Source organism: Paraburkholderia sp. BR13439, from assembly GCF_040948805.1.
In the GTDB taxonomy this organism is placed as follows: domain Bacteria; phylum Pseudomonadota; class Gammaproteobacteria; order Burkholderiales; family Burkholderiaceae; genus Paraburkholderia; species Paraburkholderia youngii.
The window spans coordinates 38,864-59,782 of sequence record NZ_JBFPKN010000028.1 but is presented as its reverse complement, the minus strand read 5'-3'; the positions used below and the strand labels follow the sequence as shown (position 1 = coordinate 59,782).

General features: G+C 61.4%; 18 protein-coding genes and 1 pseudogene. 8 read left to right on the top strand and 11 right to left on the bottom strand.

Annotated elements, in window-relative coordinates:
* Positions 1 to 31: 31 nt before the first annotated feature.
* From AB3X96_RS36225 to AB3X96_RS36185, 9 genes are all read right to left on the bottom strand, one after another.
* Positions 32 to 472, bottom strand: coding sequence for a hypothetical protein (locus AB3X96_RS36225; RefSeq protein WP_368593490.1), 441 nt, complete (start codon positions 470 to 472; stop codon positions 32 to 34).
* A gap of 200 nt (positions 473 to 672) precedes the next feature.
* Complete coding sequence (locus AB3X96_RS36220; RefSeq protein ID WP_368593489.1) at positions 673 to 2,379, bottom strand: purple acid phosphatase family protein; 1,707 nt, start codon at positions 2,377 to 2,379, stop codon at positions 673 to 675.
* A 233-nt stretch (positions 2,380 to 2,612) separates the two neighbouring features.
* Positions 2,613 to 2,837: a hypothetical protein gene (locus tag AB3X96_RS36215; protein ID WP_368593488.1), complete on the bottom strand. Its 225-nt coding sequence runs from the start codon at positions 2,835 to 2,837 to the stop codon at positions 2,613 to 2,615.
* Between the two features lie 115 nt (positions 2,838 to 2,952).
* The gene (locus tag AB3X96_RS36210; protein WP_368593487.1) at positions 2,953 to 3,375 is read right to left on the bottom strand and encodes a hypothetical protein; all 423 of its coding nucleotides are present in this window, start codon (positions 3,373 to 3,375) and stop codon (positions 2,953 to 2,955) included.
* Between the two features lie 29 nt (positions 3,376 to 3,404).
* The gene (locus tag AB3X96_RS36205) at positions 3,405 to 5,354 is read right to left on the bottom strand and encodes a putative bifunctional diguanylate cyclase/phosphodiesterase (RefSeq protein ID WP_368593486.1); all 1,950 of its coding nucleotides are present in this window, start codon (positions 5,352 to 5,354) and stop codon (positions 3,405 to 3,407) included.
* 332 nt (positions 5,355 to 5,686) lie between these two features.
* Positions 5,687 to 6,628: an ABC transporter substrate-binding protein gene (locus AB3X96_RS36200; RefSeq protein ID WP_368593485.1), complete on the bottom strand. Its 942-nt coding sequence runs from the start codon at positions 6,626 to 6,628 to the stop codon at positions 5,687 to 5,689.
* A gap of 119 nt (positions 6,629 to 6,747) precedes the next feature.
* A complete protein-coding gene (locus AB3X96_RS36195; RefSeq protein WP_013092574.1) occupies positions 6,748 to 7,776 on the bottom strand; it encodes an ABC transporter permease in 1,029 nt (342 codons plus the stop codon).
* 13 nt (positions 7,777 to 7,789) lie between these two features.
* Entirely contained in the window at positions 7,790 to 9,307 is a 1,518-nt protein-coding gene (locus tag AB3X96_RS36190; RefSeq protein ID WP_368593484.1) for a sugar ABC transporter ATP-binding protein, read from the bottom strand.
* Between the two features lie 90 nt (positions 9,308 to 9,397).
* The gene (locus tag AB3X96_RS36185; RefSeq protein ID WP_176106845.1) at positions 9,398 to 10,159 is read right to left on the bottom strand and encodes a GntR family transcriptional regulator; all 762 of its coding nucleotides are present in this window, start codon (positions 10,157 to 10,159) and stop codon (positions 9,398 to 9,400) included.
* A 193-nt stretch (positions 10,160 to 10,352) separates the two neighbouring features.
* Here AB3X96_RS36185 and AB3X96_RS36180 point away from each other — a divergent pair, with 193 nt between their 5' ends.
* The 7 genes and pseudogenes from AB3X96_RS36180 (at position 10,353) to AB3X96_RS36150 (ending at position 17,514) form a co-directional block, all read left to right on the top strand.
* On the top strand, positions 10,353 to 11,648 hold the full coding sequence (locus AB3X96_RS36180; RefSeq protein WP_368593483.1) for an L-fuconate dehydratase: 1,296 nt from the start codon (positions 10,353 to 10,355) through the stop codon (positions 11,646 to 11,648).
* 80 nt (positions 11,649 to 11,728) lie between these two features.
* Entirely contained in the window at positions 11,729 to 12,640 is a 912-nt protein-coding gene (gcvA, locus tag AB3X96_RS36175) for a transcriptional regulator GcvA (RefSeq protein WP_368593482.1), read from the top strand.
* A gap of 104 nt (positions 12,641 to 12,744) precedes the next feature.
* Positions 12,745 to 13,218 (top strand): RidA family protein, encoded by a 474-nt coding sequence (locus AB3X96_RS36170; protein WP_176121049.1) that lies wholly within the window; start codon positions 12,745 to 12,747, stop codon positions 13,216 to 13,218.
* A 27-nt stretch (positions 13,219 to 13,245) separates the two neighbouring features.
* Positions 13,246 to 14,442 carry an aminotransferase class V-fold PLP-dependent enzyme gene (locus tag AB3X96_RS36165; protein ID WP_368593481.1) on the top strand — a complete coding sequence of 399 codons (1,197 nt, stop codon included), beginning with the start codon at positions 13,246 to 13,248 and terminating at the stop codon, positions 14,440 to 14,442.
* Positions 14,443 to 14,515: 73 nt separating this feature from the next.
* Positions 14,516 to 15,535 carry a D-cysteine desulfhydrase family protein gene (locus tag AB3X96_RS36160; RefSeq protein ID WP_368593480.1) on the top strand — a complete coding sequence of 340 codons (1,020 nt, stop codon included), beginning with the start codon at positions 14,516 to 14,518 and terminating at the stop codon, positions 15,533 to 15,535.
* Between the two features lie 976 nt (positions 15,536 to 16,511).
* Positions 16,512 to 16,919, top strand: a pseudogene (locus tag AB3X96_RS36155) (helix-turn-helix domain-containing protein); the annotation flags it as partial.
* Positions 16,819 to 17,514, top strand: coding sequence for an acyltransferase family protein (locus tag AB3X96_RS36150; protein ID WP_368593479.1), 696 nt, complete (start codon positions 16,819 to 16,821; stop codon positions 17,512 to 17,514). The pseudogene AB3X96_RS36155 and the gene AB3X96_RS36150, both read left to right, overlap by 101 nt.
* Positions 17,515 to 17,855: 341 nt before the next feature.
* Here AB3X96_RS36150 and AB3X96_RS36145 read toward each other — a convergent pair whose 3' ends face one another.
* Positions 17,856 to 18,359 carry a hypothetical protein gene (locus tag AB3X96_RS36145; protein ID WP_368593478.1) on the bottom strand — a complete coding sequence of 168 codons (504 nt, stop codon included), beginning with the start codon at positions 18,357 to 18,359 and terminating at the stop codon, positions 17,856 to 17,858.
* Positions 18,360 to 18,487: 128 nt separating this feature from the next.
* On the opposite strand from AB3X96_RS36145, the gene AB3X96_RS36140 reads away from it, so the two are divergent.
* Positions 18,488 to 18,652, top strand: a complete 165-nt coding sequence (locus AB3X96_RS36140; RefSeq protein ID WP_368593477.1) for a hypothetical protein — start codon at positions 18,488 to 18,490, stop codon at positions 18,650 to 18,652.
* Between the two features lie 209 nt (positions 18,653 to 18,861).
* On the opposite strand, the gene fusA is transcribed toward AB3X96_RS36140, so the two are convergent.
* Positions 18,862 to 20,913, bottom strand: coding sequence for an elongation factor G (gene fusA / locus AB3X96_RS36135; RefSeq protein ID WP_368593476.1), 2,052 nt, complete (start codon positions 20,911 to 20,913; stop codon positions 18,862 to 18,864).
* Positions 20,914 to 20,919: the final 6 nt, after the last annotated feature.

Below are 20,919 nucleotides of genomic sequence, written 5' to 3'. Positions count from 1 at the left end.
CGCGGACCAGCCCCGTCCATGTCAAGCCATCTCAGTCGTAGTGACGATACTTGTGATGGCGCTTGCCCGAATGGTAGCCGCGCGAGTAGTCGTCGGCGTACGAGTTCGAGCGCGAGATGTTGCCGCCGAGCGCCGAACCCGCGCCGCCGCCCAGCGCCGCGCCGACGAGGCCGCCAGCGCGGCCGCCCATCGCGTTGCCGGCCGCGGTGCCCGCGCCGCCACCGAGCGCGCCGCCGATGATCGCGCCGGTACGTTCGCGACGATTCGACGTGACCGCGCCGCCCGCACCACCGCCCACCGCGCCACCGATCACCGCGCCGGTGCTGCCACCCACCGCGCCGCCGACTGCCGCGCCGGCCACGCCGCCGAGCGCTCCGCCGAGCATGTTGTTCATATCACCGGCGAGGGCCGGCAACGACGCCGCGGCGCTCAATGCAGCCACAGCAACCATCTGGATGATCTTCTTGGACATATCGGGTCTTTGTTTTAGTGAGACGGCGCCGAGTATAGCGGGGCTTGCGAAAGGCCTTTGTAACTGCGACAGTCGATCCCGGTAAGACGTGTAACAAAATGAATGGGGTATTGTTTTTTGCGGTGACCGCGAAAAACCAGGGCCGCTCGTCGTGAGCGGCCCCTGGAGTGAATGCCGGTTAGCGGTCTGAATCTACTCTTCTACCCGCGCCGCTTCTTCTTCAATTCGATCGTCTCGAACAGCGCATATTCCGGTGTCGGCGTCTGATCCGCGCCCGGCGCATGGTAGTAGTTCATCGTGATCGTCGTGTCGCCGCCGGGCTGTCCCGGATCGTAGTCGAACACCGCGATGCCGTAGCCGGTGCCGGTGTCGCGTTGCGCGGACCAGATCGCGTCTTCGACCGCGTCGGCGCTCGCACGCGCGAACGTGCCCGCGGTCGTCGCCGGCACCGGGCGATTCGGCTTCGTGAAGATGCGCGCCTGCGGCAGGCCCGTGCCGGCATCGACGCCATACACGTCGAGCGGCGCGCTCGTGCCGCCGCCGCCGAGAATCAGGTGGATCGTGCCGTGACTCGTATCGAACGTCGATGCACCCGCCGATACCGCCGACATGATCGGCTTGGGCTGCAACGTATCGACCGGGCGCCCCGTCGCGATGTCGGTGCCCCGGTTGTGATTGCAACCGCGCACCGGATAGCTGCGCTCGTAGTCGTGATCGTGACCGCACAGCACGAGGTCCACGCCATAGCGATCGAACAGCGGCAGCCACGCTTCGCGAATGCCCTTGTCGGAACCGTTGCCGGTCTTCGACGAACTGAGCGCGTCCTGATGCATCTGCACGATGATCCAGTCCACGTCGTTATCGTGCGACGCATGCTGCAGCACTTTCTCTAGCCAGCGCGTCTGCTCGCCATTGCTATAGCCGCGCACGTACAGCGAGGTGCCCGCCGGAATCGGCGGATTGCCGGTACTCGCGACCGGCGTCAACGGCGCGGGCCCGGCGACGAACGCGGCGGCATCCTGATAGACGACGTCGTCCGCATCGAGCGAAATGAACTGCACCGAGCCGACCCGGAAGCTGTACCAGCGGCCGGGAAAACGCGTGTGATTGTCCGGCAGCATGTAGCGCGACAGATACGACGCAAGCCCTTGCTCGCCGTTGTTGAATTCGAGCTCGTGATTGCCCGGACACGGCATCCACGGCCGGTTCGACGCCGAGGTCTGCGCGTTGTTGCCGAAGTCGCGCCACACCTCGGGCTGCTGCATCGGGTTCAGATTCGCATAGCAGAGGTCGCCGTTCAGCAGATGGAACAGCGGCTGGAAGCTCTCGACGGCCGCCACCGCGAAGCGGCTTTGCGGCGACGACAGCACCCAGTTCGTATTGGGCGTCGCGAGATCGCCGTAGCTCGTGAAGCGAAACGGCGCGCGGCCGCGCGGCGCGGTGCGAAAACTCGCGGCGAAGGGTTGCGATGCGTTGCTGTCGTTATCGGCCGTCACTTCGTATTGATAGGTCGCGTCGGCCTTCAGTTCGCGCAGGCGCGCGTGATAGTTGAACACCACCTCGCCGTTGAGGCCGTCGGTGTAAGTGCTTTGCACCGCGTGCACCGTATGTTTCGCGTGGTCGCCGTGATGGGCGCCGCTGATGCGCACCTGCGGATTGACCGCCGGCGCGAGCGACGACCACGACACGGTAACTTCGCTCGTCGGGTCGCTGCCCCAGGTCAGATGGATCTGCTCGGGCGTGCCATCGGGCGTGCCGCTATTGGCGCCGTGCGCGGTCGATGCGAGCGCGCCCGCCGCCGTCGCGAGACTCGATACGCCGGCGAACTTCAGAAAGCCGCGACGCGAGACGATCGATGCGCCGTGCTCATTGGCAGGCGTTGTCTTGACGATTTTTCTGTTCGACATGTCCGGTATGGTTGTTCAGGTGGAAGAACGCCAGCGCAAAACAACACCCCGCGGGGCGAGCGCGGAAGGAAAGTGACGGACGATCGTAGCCGGACGGCGATGACAGCCCGATGAAAACATCGGGAGAACAGCGGAAGGTGGGGATTGAGATCGAAACGCTCAGAAAAACGAATTGCCGGTGCAGCGCGCAATTCGATCACGCGCATGCATCCGGCAATCCGCCCGAGCGCCGCTCAGGTTTGCGAACTCGTATCGTCCGCGGCTTGAGCGTTGTCGGCGTCGTCCTGCTTCTCTTCTTCTTTCTTTTCCACCAGCTCTTCGAGCTTGCCGGCGCCTTCGAATCCAGCGACAGCGGCGATGCCTTTGGTCAGCAGACCCGCTTGCGGATCGACTTTCTCCGCGGCTTCAACGGCGGCGACCGCGCCGGCGATCTTGCCCACTTCGTCCAGAAGTCCCATGTCGCACTCCCACAAAAATAAGTGAAATTGCATCGTCTCACGAACTTGGTCGCGTGTCGTCAAATGTTAAGCCGCTTGACCGTGAAGCTTTCAGAGTGAAATTTAATTGGCCGCCTCACATGCGGGCGGGCGGCTGTGGATTGTTTGCGGGATTCGTGTCGAACCTCGACACACGAACAATGCCGTTCGCGTCGATCAGCTTCGACAAGCCGACTTCGAGCGCATCGGCGACATCCTTGCCATACACCTCGTCGCCATTCACGTAGAGCGTGAACGACTGAAGGTATTTCGCTTTCTTCTCCGGGTTCTCGATGGTCTGCCGCGTCCATTGATAAAGCGGGTAGTTCTCGGCGCCCATTCTTTCCGCTTCGCTCACGTAGTCGGCGAATGCATCGAACTGGCATTTGAGCGTGGCGTGTTGCGTTTGCAAAAGGGCGCGAAGTGCTGGATGCGCGGCGCAAGAAGGGTCCGCGCGCAGCGAGTTGGCGAGTTCCGCCGACGCGGTGATCCGCAATTGGAATTGCAGGGGAGATGACATCAGAACCTCGATCGCATCGGTAACGGTTATCAAAAGTCCGCGGGCGCCGCCTTGTCGGCGACACGCGCGTCGAGCGCGGCTTCGCACTGCTCGATTTCTTCGCTGCTCATCGGCTTGCCCAGCAGATAACCCTGGGCATGCGTGCAACCGCATACGCGCACGAAATTGAGCTGCTCCTGGTTTTCGATGCCCTCGGCCGTGGTCGGCATGCCGATCTCGCGCGCAAGTGCGACGATGCCGCGCACCACGGCCGCGGATTCACGCCCATGCACGGCCTCGCGCACGAACGAACTGTCGATCTTCAGCTTGTCGAACGAGAAGCGCACCAGCGTTGACATCGTCGAAAAGCCGGTGCCGAAGTCGTCGAGCGCCAGCCCGATGCCCAATGCGCGCAACCGGGTGATGTTGCGGCGGGTCACTTCATCGTCGTTCAGCAGTGCCGTTTCCGTGACCTCGAGATTGAGCCGCGTCGGCGGCAGCCTCGTTTTCCGAAGTATGGCCGTCACCGTCGATGCGAACGATTCCTCGCGCAATTGCACCGGCGATACGTTGACCGCGACGATCACCTTGTCGCGCCACGTCGACGCCGCCATGCACGATTGCAGCAGCACCCATTCGCCCAACAGGAGAATCAGGCCGGTGCGCTCGGCGGTCGGAATGAACGCCGACGGCGACAACTCGCCGCGTGTCGGATGAGCCCAGCGAATCAGCGCCTCGCGACCCGCTACCGCGCCGGTGTGAAGATCGATGATCGGCTGATACTCCATGCGCAAACCATCGAACGACTTCAGCGCGCCTTCGAGGTCGCTGCGCAGCAGGCTCAGGCTTTCGTCGGATACGTGCTTCTCGGCATCGAAAATCGCAAACGCGCTTTTGCCGCTGCGCTTGACGCCATACAGCGCGCGGTCGGCGCAGATCAGCAATTGCGGACCGGTATTCGCATGTTCGGGGTACAGCGCGATGCCGACGCTCGCGCCGATATGCACGAGCGCTTCGCTCAGCACGAACGGCCGCGCCAGCGTTCTGACGATGCGATCGGCCAGCACGCGCACGTCGCGAAGCTGCCCGGCGCCGTCCGAAATCGCCACGAACTCGTCGCCCGCGAGGCGGCCAACCTGGTCGCCGCTTGGCAGCACGTCGCGCAAACGCGTCGCCGCTTCCTGCAGAATCCGGTCGCCGGCGGCATGGCCGAGACTGTCGTTGATCGCCTTGAAGCCATCGAGGTCGATCAGCAGCACCGCGAACGCCCCGCCCTGCCCGGTCGAACTCTCGCCGGTGCGCTCGAGCAGCAGCTCGGTGATGCGCGCGCGATTCGGCAAACCGGTCAAGCTGTCCTGGCGCGCGAGGCGATGACTGTTTTCGCGCGCGAGCAGCAACGCGACGGTGTCGCGATTGCTGCGCAGCGCAACCGTGAAAAAGCCGGCCGCGCAAAACGGTGCCTGAAATAGCAACACGAGCTTGCCATTGCCTGGCGACATCGCCGCGCCGATACTCAGAAAGCTCAGAATAAAAACGATCTGCAATAACGCAAGCCGCGGCGTGCTCGCATTACGTCCGGCCAACCCGCCGATTACACCGACCGCGCAAACGTTTCCAAGCAGAAAAAGCGTGGGACTTCCGCTGATATTGCACAGAAATGTGCCGAAGCCGAATAGCGCGCTCCACAACAGACTCGCGAAAAGAAACGGGGAAGTCGGTGTGGGCAGCCCTTTCGCGGCGCGCGTGCGGCATAGCCAGATCAACAGGAGCCGCACGATCAGCAATGCGACGACCGCAATGCCCCACGCGGCATACAGCGGAATCGGATAAAGATAATACGCAGTCGCGCAAACGCTGATTTCGCAAATCGATGCGAATATGATAGAAGCGGTTCGCGTAAACAGGTTGGCGAGCAGAATCTGCCGGTTGTCCGGACTCAGGTTCTGAGCCGAAGACACGAGCCACTTGAAAAATGGAGACCTTGGTTCGGTAAAAGCCATGACCTGCGCATTCGACGGTTAGTGGGTCCGAATCGGCATGCGAAATGGACGGCTCGTGCAACGATTACATAAACATAAAATATCAGATTAATGCGGGCAATGGCGTGAAATGACTATTAGCCCCGCTTTTATGGCAATGGACCGTCGTTAATCCGCAGCCGCTCGACCCGGTGCGAGCGTTTCGGATCGCACGTTGTTGCGGCGCAGCGCCCCGCTCGGTGTGGCGTCATTCCGATGTTGCGCAAAGGCAATAAAAAAGAGGAAGAGCGTGGCTCTTCCTCCTTGACGATTTCCGCGTGCCCGGCTTCCCGAGTCGCGATCGCCGGCCTTGCTTAGTCGTACAGCACGGCTACGATCTTCGGATCGTTGATGTTGGTCTTGTCGTACCAGTAGAAACCGGTATCGATCTTCTTCGGCAGCTTCTCGCCATGCAGCGCCTTGACCGCCGAGTCGACCGTGCACTTGCCGATACCGACCGGGTTCTGCGTAATTGCGCCGGCCATCAAACCCGACATGATGTTGTCCTTCTGCTCCTTGCCGGAGTCGAAGCCGATCAGCACGAGTTTCTTGCCCGACTCCTTGATGCCAATCGCTGCGCCATCCGCGGAACCTTCGTTCGCGCCGAAGATGCCCTTCAGGTTCGGATTCGCCTGGATCATGGCCTTGGCGATTTCCGCCGACTTCAGGTGGTCGCCGGCGCCGTATTGCACGGACACGATCTTGATGTTCGGATGCTTCGACTTGATCTGATTGACGAAGCCGTCGCGACGATCGACACCGGTGCGGCTGGTCTGGTCGTGCACGATGACGCCGACTTCGCCGGAATTGCCGATGAACTCGGCCATCTTGTCGGCGGCGAGCGCGGCGGCGGCGAGGTTGTCCGTTGCGCAGGTCGTCAACGGAATATCGCTGTCGACGCCAGAGTCGAATGCGATCACCGGAATCTTGTCGTTCTGCGCGCGCTTGAGCAAGGGGATAGCCGCCTTGCTGTCGAGTGCCGCAATACCGATCGCCTGCGGTTTCTTCGCGAGCGCGGCCGACAGCATATCGATCTGCTTGTCGACCATCGCTTCGGTTTCCGGTCCCTCGAACGTGATCCTGACGTTGTTCGCTTTCGCGGACTGCTCGGCACCCGATTTGACGGCTTGCCAGAACTGATGCTGGAAGCCTTTCGAAATAAGCGGAATATACTGCTCATCCGCATACGCGACACTGCTTCCGCCAACGAGCGCACCGACACCGACCACGATACCGATTAGTCTTCTCTTCAACATGGGGCCTCCTCCAATGGTTGGGCTATCAAGCCGCTATCGAGCTTTCGAGGGAGCCTTCACGTGCCCTCTCTCTGCTGCTCCTGCGTTCCCTGCTTATTTGCTGCTTCCTTGCTCCTACATCAACTTCCCCGGCTGCGCCGCAGAATGTCCGCATACACCGCCAGAATGATGATCAAACCCGTCACGACGATCTGCCACTCCTGCGCGACCGACATGATGCGCAGCCCGTTGGTCAGTACGCTCATGATGAAAGCGCCGATGATGGTGCCGAGTATCGTGCCCGAACCGCCGCTCAACGACGTGCCGCCGATCACGACCGCCGCGATCGCATCGAGCTCGTAGCCCTGACCGAGCGCCGGCTGCGCGGAATTGAGCCGCGACGCGATCAGGAGACCCGCGATGCCGCAGATCGCGCCGCCCACGCCGTAAATCGCGATCTTCCAGCGATCGACATTGACGCCCGAAAGCCGTACCGCTTCTTCGTTGCTGCCGAGTGCGAATGTGTAGCGGCCGAGCGCAGTGCGATTGAGCGTAATGGAACTGACGATCGCGAGAAAGAACAAAATAAGTACCGCATTCGGAATCGGCACGCTCGGCAGGAAATAGCCGATCAGCGAGTCCTGGGAAATACGGTAGAAGTTCTCGGTATCGGTGAAATAGATCGGCTTGTCGGCCGACACGACGAGCGAAAGCCCTTTGAGCAGCATCATCATGCCGAGCGTCGCGATGAATGGCGGAATCTTCATTTTCGCGGTCAAGGTGCCCGATATCGTGCCGCATACCGCGCCAGTCGCCAGTGCCGCGAGTACGCCCATCCACATCGGCAGATGCCAGTAAGTGAGAAATACACCGCAAATCACGGCGGTGAACGTCATCAACGTACCAACCGACAGATCGATACCCCCAGTGATGATCACGAACGTGGCCGCGATCGCCAGCACGCCGTTCACAGCGGTCGCCTGCAAAATGCCGAGGATGTTGTCCATCTGCATGAAGGCCGGTGACGCGAAGCTGAAGAACACCAGTAGCAGAATGAGGCTCGCGAACGCGAGCATCTTTTGCACGGCGGTCGGCGCAAAAATTCGCGCTTTCAGCCCGGAAGTGCGCCGTTCGTTGTCCAGCGCCGCGGTATCCGTTTGCATTGTCATGTCATAGACCTCTTCAGGCTTGTGCCGTTTTCAGGGATTCGCGCTGCGTCGCGAGATGCATGATGCGCTCCTGCGTCGCTTCGCTGGCGGACAGCTCGCCGGTAATGCGGCCCTCGCACATCACGACGATGCGGTCGCTCATGCGCAGAACTTCGGGCAGCTCGGAGGAGATCATCACGATCGCCTTGCCTTGCGCCGCCAGCGAGCGCAGCAGCTTGTAGATTTCGCTTTTCGCGCCGACGTCGATACCGCGCGTCGGTTCGTCGAAGAACAGGACATCGCAATCGCGCTCGAGCCATTTCGCAATCACGATCTTTTGCTGATTGCCGCCCGACAGGAGCCGAACCTGCTGCGTCGCCGAAGGCGTGCGAATCGCAAGCAGCTTGATGAAGTGCTGCGCTCTTTTACGAATCTGCCCGCTGCGCAGGAACATATTGAGCGACAGGAACTTGCCGAGATCGGACATTACGATGTTCGATTCGACATCCATTCCGGTGGCCAGACCGAAGCGCTTGCGATCTTCCGACAGATAGCCGATGCCGCGCTTGACCGCATCACTGGGCCTTTTGATCGACGCCTTCACGCCCTTCACAAAAATCTCGCCCGATTCGACCGGATCGGCGCCGAACACCGCACGCGCGAGCTCCGTGCGGCCCGCGCCCATCAAGCCGGCGAAGCCGAGTATTTCGCCCTTGCGCAATTCGAAACTGACGTCGCGCACGAGCGGACCCGCGACGAGATTTTTCACTTCGAGCGCGAGTTCGCCTTTCGCCGGCGCGCTCTCCACCGGCGCGATGTCGCTGAGCGTGCGCCCGACCATCATGCCGATGATCGTCTGGACGCTGGTGCCCTCGGTCGGAACGGTGGCCACATACTCGCCGTCGCGCATCACCGTGACGCGGTCGGTGATCTGCTTCAACTCGTCCATCTTGTGCGAGATATAGACGACGCCGACGCCGCGCTCTTTCAATTGACGGATGATCCGGAACAACTCGGCAATCTCGGCATCGTTGAGCGCGGAGGTGGGCTCGTCCATGATTAGCACACGCGAATCGAAAGACAGGGCTTTCGCGATCTCGACCATCTGCTGACTCGCGACGGTCAACGTGCCGACTATCGTGCGCGGATCGAGCTTCACGTGCATGCGGGCGAGGATCTCGCGTGCCTGCGCATTCAGCTTGTCTTCGTCGAGGAATAGACCCAGACCCTTGCGCGGCTCACGGCCGATAAAGATGTTCTGCGCGATGCTCAGATGATTCATCAGTTGCAGTTCCTGATGAATGATGCCGATGCCGACGGCTTGCGCGTCGCGCGGGCCTTGAAAGTCGACGGGTTTGCCGTCGAACAGAATTTCGCCGGAATCGCGCGTATAGACGCCGGCAAGAATCTTCATCAGCGTCGACTTGCCGGCGCCGTTCTCGCCCATCAGCGCGTGGACCTCGCCGGCCATGAGTTCGAAGCGGACGTCATGAAGTGCTCTAACGCCCGGAAAGCTCTTGCAAAGCTTGTTGACGGAAATGAGTGGGTTCATGTGCTGATCTGTCGACGGCTGCCTATATCACCAACGCTTTTACGGTGGAGCTTTTTACGACTCGACAACGGCTTTCATTGCAGCTTTCATTCAAGGCGCGAACAGGTCGGGCCGCTCTTTCGCGGACCGGTGCAATTCGGCGACGACCTGGTCGAGATGATCGTGCATCGCTTTCGCGGCCGCGTCGCCGTCGCCGGCGCAAAGAGCCTTGAAGATGCTCTCGTGCTCTTCCAGCGTATGCACGAGCCGTTCCGGACTTGCGAGCAATTGCCGCGCGCGGTCAAGCGCATTGCGCGACACCGCGACGATTTCCTTCACGCGCGGCAGGTTGACCGCGTCGAGCAGGATTTCATGGAAAGCCAGATCGAGCGCATGAAACGCCAGACGTTCGCCACTTCCAGCCAGAGTGCGCTGCTGGTCGAGATTGCTGGCCAATGCGTCGAGCGTGGCCCGGTCGTGCATTCGCGCCACGCCGCGCACCGTCTCAACTTCCAGTGCGCTGCGGATGAATAGATGCTGGCGGATGTCGTCGAGCGCGATCGGTTTGACGCGCGTGCCGCGCTGCGGCAATACCTCGACGAGACCCGCATGCGCAAGCCTTGCCAACGCGGACGACACCGGAAAGCGCGACACCCCCATCCGTTCGCACACGGCCATCTTGTCGATCATCATGCCGGGTTCCAACGCCAACGTAACGATCGCTTCTCGCAACGCCGCCTCAACCGCGTCGGTCAAACTGCCGCGCTCGCCACCGCCAACTTTTTGCAGTGCGACATAAGGATTGCCAGCGGCATTCTCCAGTTCGGCTGACGAGTTCACGGAGGCCTTGATTTCGAGAGAACATGCTAGCATGCTAGAAAGGGAATGCCGTGTTGTCAACGCGTACAAATGCCTGGGGAATACCTAGGGATGCCTGGTATCTGGGAACCAAGGGCTTACCCGTACACGCGGCAGGAACGCGCACATGGAGAACGTGCGCATGTAGCCGATGTCGTCTGCGGACGCAGACGACAAGCCGATAGCCATAGCCCCGGAGGGTGCGCAGATGACGACGATCACAAGGCTGTCCGTTCGGGACATCCGGTTTCCCACCTCACGTTCACTGGACGGCTCCGACGCGATGAATGCCGCGCCGGACTACTCCGCCACCTACGTCACGCTCGAAACCGACACGCCGACCCTGATCGGCCACGGTCTCACGTTCACGATTGGCCGCGGCAATGAAATCTGCGTGACTGCCGTGAATGCACTCACGCCATTGATCGTCGGCAAGAAGCTCGAAGATATCGCCGCGAATATGGGTGCTTTCTGGCGCGCATTCACTTCGGATAGCCAACTACGCTGGATTGGTCCGGACAAGGGCGCGATTCATCTTGCCACCGCGGCGGTCGTCAACGCTGTGTGGGACCTGTGGGCGAAATCCGTCGGCAAGCCGGTCTGGAAGCTGCTGGTCGACATGAGTCCGGAAGAACTCGTGCGCTGCCTCGACTTTCGTTACGTGACCGATGCGATCACGCCGCACGAAGCACTCGCGATGCTGCATCGTCATGCGAAGACCAAAGGCGAGCGAGAAAAGGAAATGCTCGCGCACGGCTATCCGGCCTATACGACATCCGCAGGATGGCTCGGTTACGACGACGACAAGATTCGCCGGCTCGCGCGCGAAGGCGTCGCGCAGGGATGGACGCATTTCAAGCAGAAGGTCGGTGGCGACCTGGAAGAAGACGTGCGGCGTGCGCGCATTCTGCGCGAAGAGATCGGCGAGAACCTGAAGCTCATGATGGACGCCAACCAGGTGTGGGACGTCGACGAGGCGATCGCGAACATGCGTCGTCTCGCCGAGTTCGACCCGTGGTGGATCGAGGAGCCCACCAGTCCCGACGACATCCTCGGTCATGCGGCGATTCGCCGGCGGCTCGGTTCGATTGGCGTCGCAACCGGCGAGCATTGCCACAATCGCGTGATGTTCAAGCAACTGCTGCAGGCGCAAGCCATCGACTTTTGCCAGATCGACAGTTGTCGGCTCGGTGGACTCAACGAAGTGATCGTCGTACTGCTGATGGCCGCGAAGTTCGGTGTGCCGGTGTGCCCGCATGCGGGTGGCGTCGGCTTGTGCGAGTACGTGCAGCATATTTCGCTGTTCGACTATATCTGCGTGTCGGCGTCGCTCGAAAATCGCGTGCTCGAATATGTCGATCATCTGCACGAGCATTTCGTGGACCCCGTGGTGATCCGCAACGGGCACTACATGCCGCCACAACGGCCGGGCTATAGCATCGAGATGCTGGAAGGGACATTGGACAAGTACTGGTATCCGGAAGGAGCGGCGTGGCAGGAATGAAGCCGGACGGTAAGGGTTTTATTTGCGTCCCTTCAGGCGTATAACGGCAGACTTCGCTCACGCTGTTATCGCCCGATTCGATGCGCACCGCCCGCCCCTTACCGTCTCTGCTTTCGCTGCGCGCCTTCGAAGCCGCCGCGCGCCATCTGAGTTTCAGCCGCGCGGCGCAAGAACTGTTCGTCACGCAAAGCGCGGTCAGCCACCATATCCAGAAGCTCGAAGCCGATCTGGGTATCGCGCTATTCGAGCGCCAAACGCGCGCGATTGAACTCACCGGGACAGGCCGCGCGTACTATGCGAAAGTCCACGCCGCTTTCGAACTGCTGCGGCTCGGCACCAGCGAAGTGCGAGCATTCTCCACCGAACGCAAAACGCTGAACGTGGGCCTCCTGTCTTCATTCGCGAGTCGCTGGCTCGCATCGCGTCTGCATACGTTCCCGCTCGCGCATCCGGATATCGAATTGCAATTGCGGCCCGACATCGCGCTCGCCGATGTGCCGGGCGGCGAAGTCGACGTGGCGATTCGCTATGGACGCGGCGGCTGGCCGGGTGTCGCTTCGCAAAGGCTCATGTCCGAGCGTCTTTCGCCGGTGTGCAGTCCGTCGCTGCTTGCCGGCAGAAAGCGTCTGCGCAAAGCACTGGACCTGCTGCGTTTCCCATTGCTGATTTCTTACTCGACGCATTCGTTCGAATGGGAAGCATGGTCGCGTCATGCCGGCCTCGACCTCGGCGACGCCCAACGCGTGCAACTGCACGACTACAACATCGTCGTCGAAGCGGCGCTGGCCGGACAGGGCATCGCAATGGGCCGCCATCGGCTGATCGCGCAGCAGCTCGCGCAAGGCTCGCTGGTGCCTGCGTTGCCCGACGCGGTGCTCGACGATCCCCGCATCGGGTGGTGGCTCGTCACGCGCAAGGGCAAGCTCGACGCCGCCGCGACCGCATTCCGCTCATGGATCGTGCAAACGGCGCAGCAGGATCGGCTCGGCTGAACGCATTAGTTTTGCTCATGCGTCGGGCACGAAAAATCGTTGGTCGCGTGCAGCGCGAATCAATAGCATCGAAGCTTTCCCGTCACTAAAACGGTACCCTTCCGATGACCTCCTCGATTACCTCCCGCGCCGCCAGCCTCGGCCTGACGCTTGAATCCGCGTCCGCACCCGCTGCCAATTACGTACCATTCGTGCAAGAAGGCAATCTGCTTCACATTTCTGGTCAGATTTCGCGCAACAACGGACAGCCTGCATATCTCGGGCGTCTCGGCGACAATATCAGCGACGCCGAAGGCGCTCAGGCCGCGCGACTGTCGGCGCTCGGTGTCGTCGCGCAGATCGTCGCGGCGACAGGCGACCGGCTCGAGCGCGTGGCACGCGTCGTGCGCCTGAACGTGTTCATCGCGAGCACGCCGGCGTTCAGTGCGCAGAGCACGGTCGCCAATGGCGCGTCGGACGTGATGGTGCAGATCTTCGGCGACGCCGGCCGTCACGCGCGCAGCGCGGTCGGTGTCGCGTCGCTTCCGGCGGGAGTCGCCGTCGAAGTCGAAGCGGTTGTCGCATTGAAGAACGCCTGAATTCCACTCATACACTCGGAGCCGCCAATGTCTTCTCCGCTGTCGCCCGCAGTCATCGATGCATTACGTGCCCGCACACCCGGTGTTCTCCGTACCACGCATTTCAATCATGCGGGCGCGTCGCTGCCGTCGGCCGCCACGCTCGAAGCGATTCACGCGCATCTGTTGCGCGAAGCGTCGATGGGACCCATGGAAGCGGGCGCGGCTGCTAGCGATCAAACCGAGCGGGCCCGCGCGCTCGCCGCGCGACTGCTGAACGCTCAGCCTGCCGAGATCGCGCTGACCACCGGCAACTCGCCGGGCTGGGGCGCAGCTTTCGCGGCGTTGGGTCCGTGGCGCGAGGGGCAACGCATCCTCGTTGCGCGGCACGAATGGGGCGGCAATCTCGCGACGATGCGTCTTCTGGCGCAGCGCGCGGGTGCATCGATAGAGACGATTCCTTCCGATGCCAGCGGCAGGGTCGATCCTGGCGCACTCGAAGCGATGCTCGACGACAGGGTCCGACTGATTGCACTCACGTGGCTACCGGCCAACGGCGGACTGATCAATCCGGCTGCCGCGGTTGGGCAGATAGCGCGCCGTCACGGCATTCCGTATTTCATCGATGCGGCGCAGGCCATCGGACAACTGCCGATCGACGTCGTCGAACTCGGCTGCGACGTGCTGGCGGGCGTGGGCCGCAAGGCACTGCGCGGACCGCGCGGCACCGGGCTGTTATTCGTGCGGCGGGATTTTCTGCCCCGCTTGATGCCAGCCTTCGTCGACACCTATTCCGCGCCGCTCGACGCCAACGGCGAGCCGGTACTGCGCGACGATGCCGCGCGTCTCGAATCATCGGAAGCGTCGATTGCACTGCATTGCGGATTGGCGAATGCATTGGACGAAGCGCTGGAAATCGGCATCGACAATATCCGCGCGCAGATCGATCGGACCGCGCAGCTATTGCGCGAGCGGTTGGCCGCGATGCCGGGCGTGTCCGTACTCGACCAGGGTGTCGAACGATCCGGTCTGGTGTCGTTCAACGTCGCCGGACTCGACGCCATGTCGGTGCGACGCGCATTGGCGGCACATGGCATCACGATCGGCTCGAATGGCGTCGCATATACACCTTTCGATATGACGATCAGAGGGCTGACGCAGATCGCGCGCGCATCGGTCAGCTATCTAACCACTGACGCCGAAGTTGATAAATTGCTGGCTGGAATACGGACGTTGGCGCATTGAGTACTCAAAGCGAGTTTTGCGTCAATCAAATGAATAGAAGCGTCTCTTTCAACTCTCTCGCCCGCCCACGACCATGAACTCCGCCTTATCGCACCGCCTCGATTTATCAAGGTTTCCGCGGCACGCGCTTCTCGAAGGCCCGACGCCAATTCAGCACCTTGCGCGTCTGAGCGCTCGCCTCGGCGGCGCGGACATCTATGTCAAAAGAGAAGATCTGACGGGATTGGGTGGCGGCGGCAACAAGCTGCGCAAGCTCGAATTCCTGATTGGCGAAGCGCTCGCGCGTGGCGCGGACACCATCATTACCGTCGGCGCACGTCAATCGAACCATGCGCGCCTGACGGCGGCCGCGGCGGCTCGCGTCGGACTTCAATGCGAGCTGGTGCTGACGAGAACCGTACCCCGTTCCGATCACGACTACATGGAGAACGGCAACGTGCTGCTCGATGCGCTATTCGATGCTCGCGTGCACGATCTTCCCGGCACGGCCAACGCACTGCAATTCGCCGAGGAACGCGCGAACGAGTTGCGGGCGCAGGGCCGTAACGTGTATGTGTGTCCGTTGGGCGGTTCGAGCCCTGTCGGCTGCCTCGGCTATGCGGACTGCGCCGCTGAAATCGTCGCGCAATCGCAAGCGCAAAACGTGGCTTTCGATCGCATCGTGGTGCCGAACGGAAGCGGCGGCATGCATGCGGGGCTAGTTGCGGGTTTGGTTGCGCTGGGACTCGATCCGTCACGTATTGCCGCATTCACGGTGTATGGGAATGCCGGGCATGCGCGCACGATTACCCTGGATAAGGCGAATCAGACGGTTCGATTGATCGACCCAAGCCTAAGCGTGAATGATGACTCGATCTCGATCGACGAGGCGCAGCTTGGACCCGGCTACGGTATTCCAACCGATAACATGCGCGCTGCCGTTCGGCTGATGGCATCGACGGAAGGCTTGCTGCTCGATCCCGTGTATAGCGGCAAAGCATTTGCCGGGCTCGTCGAAAACGTGACTACCGGCAAGTATCCGGCCAGACAGAAAATTCTATTCGTGATGAGCGGCGGACTTCCGGGGCTATTTGCCTATCGGAACGAGTTCTGAGCGATGAAGCGCCACGAAAGTGAATCGCAGAAGAAGCGGAGACAACGCGATGGTCTGATACGGGCCGGCGTTGTCTGAAGAAAGCGCGAGGCTCCTGAAGATTCGAATCGACGATTCGAAATGGTGCCCAGGGCGGGATTTGAAAAATGCCCGGAATCGGCTTCCCGGCAAGGGTCTGTTGATTTTTCAGAAGTGACATATCACCCGATATACCACCAGAAACGGCATGTTGATCGAGGTATCCGCTATGAGCTAGCGTTGACAAAAATTCGGCAGGATGACCGGGACCGCCCCATCAACAGGCAACAAATCACACAGACTTTTCTACAACCGCGAGGAAAGCCTGGCCAGGTTCGACTCCTCCGCCGCCCGGCCACCGTAAATCCGACTTGCCAACTCACAGTTCGCGGCTGCGCATAGTGGCCAGTCTCTAACCCACGTCAGCCGTATCTGCCAACCGTTGCCAAGAGACGCCCGACATGGTTTGCTGCAGGCAGCAGGGTCCAACAACCGCCCGGAAAGCCGCGCCAGGTTTGACTCCTGCTTTCCCAGGCCGCCGCCTACCCATTATCCTATCCATACACCACCCGCCGCAAACCCAGCGTTGGGCCTGACAGGGGCCCATAGCGCCGCCGATACCGTCAGCGATACCGGCATTTCCTCCCGGCACTCAACGGCTTTAGGTGGATCGCGTCGGAAGATCAGCGCCGTCTGCCTAAGAAGATCGTGTAAGCGGGACGAAGAACTCGTGCTCGCTGGGAACCTCGAAGAACTGCAAGCGAAAGGGCGAAGCATTGTCCACGGTGGCCATGGTCCGATCGTCGCCATCTGCGACCGCGAGCGTGTCTTCGCGCTCGACGATCGTTGCCCGCACATGGGATTCCCACTCGAGCGAGGCCCTGTCGAAGACGGGATGGCGGATTCAACTGGTGGATGCAACACACTGAAAGCTGCTCAGGCAGTGGGAGTGTTGCAGATGAAACAGCGACGCCGGATCTATTACAGCGAGACGCAGAAAGCGCTGATGTGGGAGCGCTGGCAGAAGGGGGAATCCCTCCAGCATATTGCCCAGCTCTTTGGCCGGAACCATTCGTCCGTTCATCGGATTCTGGCCGAAACGGGCGGCATCCGGCCGGCCCGACGACATCGGTCGCCGTTGGCACTCACGCTCGCCGAACGCGAAGAAATATCGTGGGCGCTCGTTGCTGGCGATTCGATCCAGTTAATAGCCAGTCGGCTTTCACGGACTCCCTCCACCATCTGCCGCGAAATCAAACGCAACAGTGGACCGGACGGCTATCGGGCAAGCCGTGCCGACCAGCTTGCCTGGGATCGGGCACAACGGCCCAAACTCTGCAAACTGGTTGAACACCGGATGTTGGCACGCAACGTTCAGCTATTTCTGGCCGCCGGTACAGGGGCCGTGCTTCATCGTCGGCATGTGGGCGTGGTACGCGTTCCGCTCGCATTTGCTCGGCGCATCCGATGTGACCGGGCGCGTGTCGTGGCTCTATCTGTTGCTTGCGTTGGGCTTCGCGCTCGTCACGGCCGCGCTCGGTGTATGGCTCGACAAGGCAAATGCGCTCGCGCCTGTTTTCGCCGCGTGCAGTGCGGTGGCGTTCCTGCTGTTCGTGTGCTCGCGCCATGCCCGCAAGGAACGCGAGAAAGGGCATGCGGCGCCGAGCATGCCCTTGGTTCGACGCTGCGCCGCGGCCCTCGGGCGCGAAAGTTATGGCATTTATCTCTGGCACTTCATCTGCGTCTATATGACCTTTCATTTCTTCGACGGACTGTTCGGCGAGGAGAGCGGCGAGACGTCGCTCATGCTTTTCGGGGCGACGCTGATTGCAGTGCTGTTCGTGTCCTACGGTCTGTCGCGCGTGTCGGACCGGCTGATTCAGGGGCGCGCCACGCGCCTGTCGAAGCGCCTGCTCGCCACGGTCGACCGGCGCTTTCATTTGACGACCGAGCGCCTATGAAAGCGCCCGGCTTCGATTCATCTCCGCGGGCACGGGCCGCTGAATCGAAGCCGGCCCGCGCGTGAGATAAAGCACGATGCTCGCGGCAAGCGTGATCGCTTCAGTGACGGCCACGGTCATTCAGATGCGACACGGTCCGAGCCATTCGGTCAGCAGCCAGAACATCGTCAGCAGCAACAGCCAGCTGCGCGCAGCAGCGCGACGATCATCGATGCAAGCGGCGCCTCGATGGCCGTCTGATATCCACTCACGGCGACATACTGTGTTCGCTGGGCAATATGGGAAAGTGCGGCTAGCCATGCCAACTCAGCTACCGGACAGGTCACGCAACAAAGCCTCTGTTACGCTGAATGTTGTGCGAAAGGATTGATGGGCTGAACCTTCTCGCGATTTTTAACACGGTCGAGCATCTGACACGTGTCCCAGTCAGCGACCAGCGCTTCGAACCCGCGCACGACGTTCGACTCCATAGCTTGCAGACCGGCGTCTCCCTGAAAGTTCGAGCTAAAGGCAGAGTGAAACCGGTACTGGAAGTATCCAGAGACCTCCTGGATGCGCTGTGGTGTGCCCGAGTCGATGTACATTACCGACTCGGAAGAGAACGGGTCGTAGTAAATCACGTTGGGATAGTCAGTCTTGACTGCGACGCACGGTGTCTCGCTGACAAGGAGTGACCCGACTAGTTGGATGGAGCCCTTCATTCCTCTCGGGGTCTTGAAGACCCAGATACGCTTAGGCAATCGCTGTGTCAGCTCCAGGATTTTTGTATTGTTCGAGCCGAAATACCCGACCGGTCCTTCCTTCAGATTTTGCTCGAGTTTCTGCCAATAGTAAAAAATGTCCATGGAGTGTCTGAGTGGCGAGTTCATTGAAGTTTTTGCAGCTCTCATTTTACTAAACCAGCCTGGAGACGCGATTTGGAGACAGACGTTTCCAGTGCGGCGCGGGCATTCCCGGGGGAAGACCTTGCCGCATGTCTCGAAGTCTCGAAGTCGATGTCGGCGCGCCGCTGCTACTGACGCGGCGGGCGACGCGGCTGGACGACGATCGTGTCTGCGAGGCGACTGTCTTTCACATCCGGCCAGAGCGGCATGAATTCGTCGTGACGAGCGGGGTCGAGGGAAAGCTCGCAAGTTGAACCGGCTAGACCCGGTCAAAAGTTGTCATTCGCCCCTACTGCCGAACAGACGTTCAGACGGTTTCCGCTGCAACGACCGGATGGCGCTCGATGATCACGACTTCCTGGCCATCCTTCTGCACCTGATACGCGGCTGTCACACCGACCAGCCGCCACCGAGCACGATAACTTTCATGATGTCCCTCAGATGCCACAGGACAGCCGGCCATTCACGGCTGGACCGTGTCGCTTCGTTTTTTGTGCTGCGCCACCAACGATTCCTGCGTGGCAGCGGGCACCGGCGCGTAATGGCTGAGTTCGATACTGTAGCTGCCGCGTCCACCGGCGATCGCGTTCAGACGCGACTGATAGTGGTTGAGCTCGGCAAGCGGCACCTGTCCTGCGACGACCACGGCGTTCCCGGCGGACGGGCGGGAGCCATGAACCTGGCCGCGCCGCGACGACAGATCGCCGATTATTTCGCCCATTGCCGGTTCTGGCGTTGTTACCTCGATATCCACGATAGGTTCGAGCACGATGGGCTGGGCTTTGAGCACCGCATCGATGAAGGCTTTGCGCCCGGCGGTGACGAATGCCACCTCTTTTGAGTCGACCGAATGGCTCTTGCCGTCGACGACCGTGACGCGCACGTCCTGCATCGGGACACCGGCAAGAGGCCCGCTTTCTATCACCTGAAGAATACCTTTTTCCACGGCGGGAATGAACTGGCCAGGGATGGCGCCGCCCTTGACAGCGTCGACGAATTCGAACCCCGCGCCTCGCGGCAGCGGCTCCACGCGCAGCATCACTTCACCAAACTGCCCGGCGCCACCGGATTGCTTCTTGTGGCGGCAGTGTCCCTCGGCGCTTGCGCCGATGGTCTCGCGATAGGCGATTTTCGGCGGCCGTGTCACGACTTCGAGCTTGTACTGGTCGGACAGACGCTCCAGCATATAGCGCAAATGCAACTCGCCGAGGCCTCGCACCACGGTCTCGTTGGTGCTCGCCTCGCGTTCGATGTGTAGACACGGGTCTTCCGCGCTCAGCTTCTGCAGTGCTTCCCACAGCCGCTGCTCGTGGCCCGGGCGCGCCGGCTCGATCGCGAGACCATAGATGGGCGTCGGCAAGTCCGGCGGGACGAGGTGAATGTTGCCGTCGTCGGCCGCGTCGTGTAGCACGGCATCGAGGCCGACGTCGTCGGCCTTGGCCACCGCGCAGATATCGCCGGGACCGGCTCGCAGGACCTCGACGTGCTCCTTGCCCTGCAACATCAACAGATGGGCGACCCGGAACGGCTGCCGCCTGTCGCCGATATACAGCAGGCTATCGCGCTCGATCGTCCCCTGATAGATGCGGAACACGGCGATCTTGCCAATGTAAGGGTCGATCACGATCTTGAAGGTGTGGGCCAGCACGTGCTTGTCGGCGGCGGGTTCGGCACGCACGACTTCCTTGTGGGAGCCGGCGTCGCGGTAGAACTGCGGCGGGTTGCCTTCCAGCGGATTGGGCAGGAGCCGGACAAACACATCGAGGAGAGCCTCGATGCCGGCGCCATTGGTCGCTGAGGTGAAACACACCGGCACCAGATGGCCCTCGCGCAGCGCACGCTCGAAAGGCTCGTGCAACTGCTCCGGGCGGATCGCCTCGCCTTGCTCCAGGTATAGCTCCATCAGCTCCGGGTCGAGCTCGATCACCTGATCGACCAGCGCACTGTGCGCAGCTTCAACGGACAGGAAATCGGCGTCTCCAGCAGGGTTGAAAAAGCAGTCCACCACCTGGCGGCCGTGCTGCGCCGGCAGGTTGACAGGCAGGCATTCCCTGCCGAAGGTTTGCTGGATTTGCGCGAGTAGCGCTGGAAGGTCGACCTTTTCTTCATCGATACCATTCACGATGATCATTCTGCAAAGCTTACGTTCGCCCGCCCAATTCATCATGCGCCGGGTGGTCATTCCGATGCCGGTCTGCGCATTGATGACGATGGCGACCGTCTCGACGGCCGGCAGCGCACTGAACGACGGCCCGGAAAAGTCGGGGTAACCGGGCGTATCGAGCAGATAGATGCGAGTGTCGCGGTAATGAAGGTGCGTGACGGTGGAGTTGAGCGAGTGGTGATACTTCCGCTCGAGCGGTTCGAAATCGCAGACCGTAGTCCCTCGCGCGACGCTGCCGGGCGCATGGAGCGCGCCGCCGTGGTATAGCAGCGCTTCCACAAGCGAGGTCTTGCCGCTGCCGGCATGCCCGGCCAGAGCGATGGTACGGATCATATCGGGGCTATAGCGCATGTTCGC